This is a genomic window from Streptomyces prasinopilosus (assembly GCF_001419695.1).
GTDB lineage: Bacteria > Actinomycetota > Actinomycetes > Streptomycetales > Streptomycetaceae > Streptomyces > Streptomyces prasinopilosus.
On the sequence record NZ_LIRG01000926.1, the window covers coordinates 1 to 2,830 of the forward strand.

The window sequence follows — 2,830 nt, forward strand, 5'->3', positions numbered from 1 at the left end:
TCGCCCTGCAGGGCGAAGAGGAGGACGATCGTGAAGAGCAGCCCGTACAGGGCGAAGGGGCCGATGCGCGGGATGAGTTCGGCTTCGTACCAGGTGCGGCCCTTGGCCTTCTCGCCGATGCGGCGGGTGAGGTAGCCGGCCGCGAGGGGGATGCCGAGGAAGATGAGCACACTGCGGGTGATCTCCCACACCGAAACGTCCAGGCCGGACTGTTCCAGGCCGAGCCATCCGGGCAGGACGGAGAGGTAGAACCAGCCGAGCGCCGAGAAGGCGACGACCTGGAAGACGGAGTTCAGGGCGACGAGGACGGCGGCGGCTTCACGGTGGCCGCAGGCGAGGTCGTTCCAGATGATGACCATGGCGATGCAGCGGGCCAGGCCGACGATGATCAGGCCGGTGCGGTAGGCGGGCAGGTCCGGCAGGAGCAGCCAGGCCAGGGCGAACATGAGTGCCGGGCCGATGATCCAGTTGAGCAGCAGGGACGGCAGCAACAGGCGGCGGTCGCGGGTGACGGTGTCGAGGCGGTCGTAGCGGACCTTGGCCAGCACCGGGTACATCATCACGAGCAGGCCCAGAGCGATCGGCAGGGACACCCCGGTCACGGTCACCTCGGCCAGTGCGTCGCCCAGGCCCGGGACCAAGCGGCCCAGGCCGAGTCCGGCGGCCATGGCGGCGAGGATCCAGACGGCGAGGTAGCGGTCGAGGAAGGACAGGCGTCCCGCCACGTTCCGCTCGGGTGCGGCAGCGCTCACGAGGCGGCTCCGGCCGGCGCGGTGCGGTCGGGCAGGGGCTCGCCCGTGGGGCGGGTCAGGATGCTCGCCAGTCGGTCGGTCGTCTCCGGGACCAGCCAGTAGTAGACCCACGTGCCGCGCCGTTCGCAGTCGATGAGACCGGCCTGCCGCAGCAGCTTCAGGTGGTGCGAGATCGTCGGCTGGGACAGGTCGAAGGCCGGGGTCAGGTCGCAGACGCACACCTCGCCGCCCGCCCGTGAGGCGATCATCGACAGCAGGCGCAGCCGCACCGGGTCGCCCAGGGCCTTGAACACCTTCGCCAGCTCCACGGCCTGGTCCCCGTCCAGGGGGGCGGTCAGCAGCCCGGGGCAGCAGGTTGCGGACTCGTCGGTCCGGCCGAGGACCACCAACTCTTGATTCGACATGCCTCTATGTTGACATCCTTCGATGCAGCGCGCAATCTTGCATCGAAGGACATCGAATCAACTGGAATCGAACCGACTGGATGGGAGCCCCGCCATGTCCCGCGCTCAGCTCGCCCTGCGTGTCAGTGACCTGGAAGCGTCGATCACCTTCTACTCGAAGCTGTTCGGCACCGACCCGGCCAAGCGGCGCGAGGGTTACGCCAACTTCGCCCTCACCGAGCCCCCGCTCAAGCTCGTCCTCATCGAGGGCGAGCCAGGCGAGGAGACCCGCCTGGACCACCTCGGCGTCGAGGTCGAGTCCACCGACCAGGTCACCGCGGCCACGACCCGGCTCAGGGACGCCGGCCTGGCCACCTTCGAGGAGAACGACACGTCCTGCTGCTACGCCCTCCAGGACAAGGTGTGGGTGCACGGCCCCGGCGAGGAGCCCTGGGAGGTCTACGTCGTGAAGGCCGACGCCGACACCCTCGGCAAGAGTGCCGACCCCCGTGCCACCGGCGACGGCTGCTGCACCGGCCGGGCCACCGAGGAGGCGCCGAGTGCCGCGGGGTGCGCCTGCGGCTAGGAGCGCGGGCTCGGGCGGGGACGGGCCCCGGCCGCACTCGGGGCCACCTCGCGTCGGCGCGCACGGATTCGACCCCCGGACGCATCGCGCTCGGGCCGTCTCCGGGCCGCCCCCGAGCCGTCTTCGGGCCGTCCGAGGCCGCTCGGCGTGACCGGTGACGACCCTTGAGGACAGGGGGAGCGGGCGAAGCGGTCGGCCGGCCGTGGCGTGCCGCTCCCGACCGGACGGACAAGCCCCTCAGCGCCTGAGGAGGCGCCGAGCGGCAGGCGGGAGATCACCCGGGCGCAGGACTACGCCTCGCACGTCCGGCAGGGCCCGAGCCCTTGCGTCTCCGCTTCCTCCCGGGGCATCCGCTCGATGCCTCCGAACGTCTCCGGCTTGCCGTTCAGCGCGGGGCAGGAGGTGTCGGTGTGGTACCTGTTCCGGTAGAGGCCGACCCGTACGTGCACTTCGTTCATGGAGAATCCGTTCTGCTCGTGCGGGTCCATGTCACCGCCGACGTGGTCGACTTCGTCAACGAGGGCGGGCGTCCGCGGCAACGGCCCTCGGGAGGACCGCCGGTCCTTCCTGCTTCCGCCCCCTCCGCGGAGCGCAGGCGCCGGCCGGACTCGTCCGTGGGGCGCTCACCCGAAGTGCCTCTCAGCCGGCGTCCGGCCACTCCTCCGGAGGCGGGGGCGGTTCAGGGTCGCTCTGCCGCTCCACTTGCCGCGCGTTCTCCCCTCGGAGGCTCGTCAACCACGGCCACAGGTCCGGCAGGGGTTGTGCCGGGCAGGCAAGACGGTGCTCGATGCGGCACTGCTGGAACTGGTCCGGTGGACACACCCCGTAGACCGTCACCCGTCCGTCGGACAGCTCGATCCACCGGTGCCCGGCCGGCACCTGGTGGGCCGGCGGGCGCATGTCCGGCTCCAGCGACACCCCTTCCTGTTCGAGTGTCGCCACACGGTCCTGCGGCAGTCCGCAGTACGGGCAGCGGGACCGCCCGCCGTCCAGCCGCCTCGGCTTCTTCTCCCCAAGCCCCATACCGTGAGGGTCGTCAGCCCGTCGGCCCAGGCGTAGAGCGCGAACCGGACGGAACCCCCGGGGCAGCCGTCCGGTTCGCGCTCTAC

5 protein-coding genes are annotated in these 2,830 nt (G+C 71.2%); 1 reads left to right on the forward strand and 4 read right to left on the reverse strand.

The genetic code is table 11. The annotated features are described in order from the left end of the window. Together AOK18_RS28605 and AOK18_RS28610 are read right to left on the reverse strand one after the other, a co-directional pair. Positions 1-668 (reverse strand): arsenic resistance protein (locus AOK18_RS28605; protein ID WP_420865656.1); only part of this gene is annotated, 668 nt, incomplete at its 3' end. Positions 669-748: 80 nt separating this feature from the next. Further along, entirely contained in the window at positions 749-1,156 is a 408-nt protein-coding gene (locus tag AOK18_RS28610) for an ArsR/SmtB family transcription factor (RefSeq protein WP_055696199.1), read from the reverse strand. A gap of 94 nt (positions 1,157-1,250) precedes the next feature. On the opposite strand from AOK18_RS28610, the gene AOK18_RS28615 reads away from it, so the two are divergent. Beyond that, positions 1,251-1,721, forward strand: a complete 471-nt coding sequence (locus tag AOK18_RS28615) for an ArsI/CadI family heavy metal resistance metalloenzyme (RefSeq protein WP_055696200.1) — start codon at positions 1,251-1,253, stop codon at positions 1,719-1,721. Positions 1,722-2,011: 290 nt separating this feature from the next. On the opposite strand, the gene AOK18_RS33495 is transcribed toward AOK18_RS28615, so the two are convergent. Beyond that, entirely contained in the window at positions 2,012-2,179 is a 168-nt protein-coding gene (locus AOK18_RS33495; RefSeq protein ID WP_167738755.1) for a hypothetical protein, read from the reverse strand. A gap of 181 nt (positions 2,180-2,360) precedes the next feature. After that, positions 2,361-2,744, reverse strand: coding sequence for a DUF6083 domain-containing protein (locus AOK18_RS28625; RefSeq protein WP_055696202.1), 384 nt, complete (start codon positions 2,742-2,744; stop codon positions 2,361-2,363). Between the last annotated feature and the right edge of the window lie 86 nt (positions 2,745-2,830).

Bases quoted from the DNA above. Each gene is read 5' to 3' on its own strand.
- AOK18_RS28610 (WP_055696199.1), bottom strand. From the start codon at position 1,156: ATGTCGAATCAAGAGTTGGTGGTCCTCGGCCGGACCGACGAGTCCGCA.
- AOK18_RS28615 (WP_055696200.1), top strand. From the start codon at position 1,251: ATGTCCCGCGCTCAGCTCGCCCTGCGTGTCAGTGACCTGGAAGCGTCG.
- AOK18_RS33495 (WP_167738755.1), bottom strand. From the start codon at position 2,179: ATGAACGAAGTGCACGTACGGGTCGGCCTCTACCGGAACAGGTACCAC.
- AOK18_RS28625 (WP_055696202.1), bottom strand. From the start codon at position 2,744: ATGGGGCTTGGGGAGAAGAAGCCGAGGCGGCTGGACGGCGGGCGGTCC.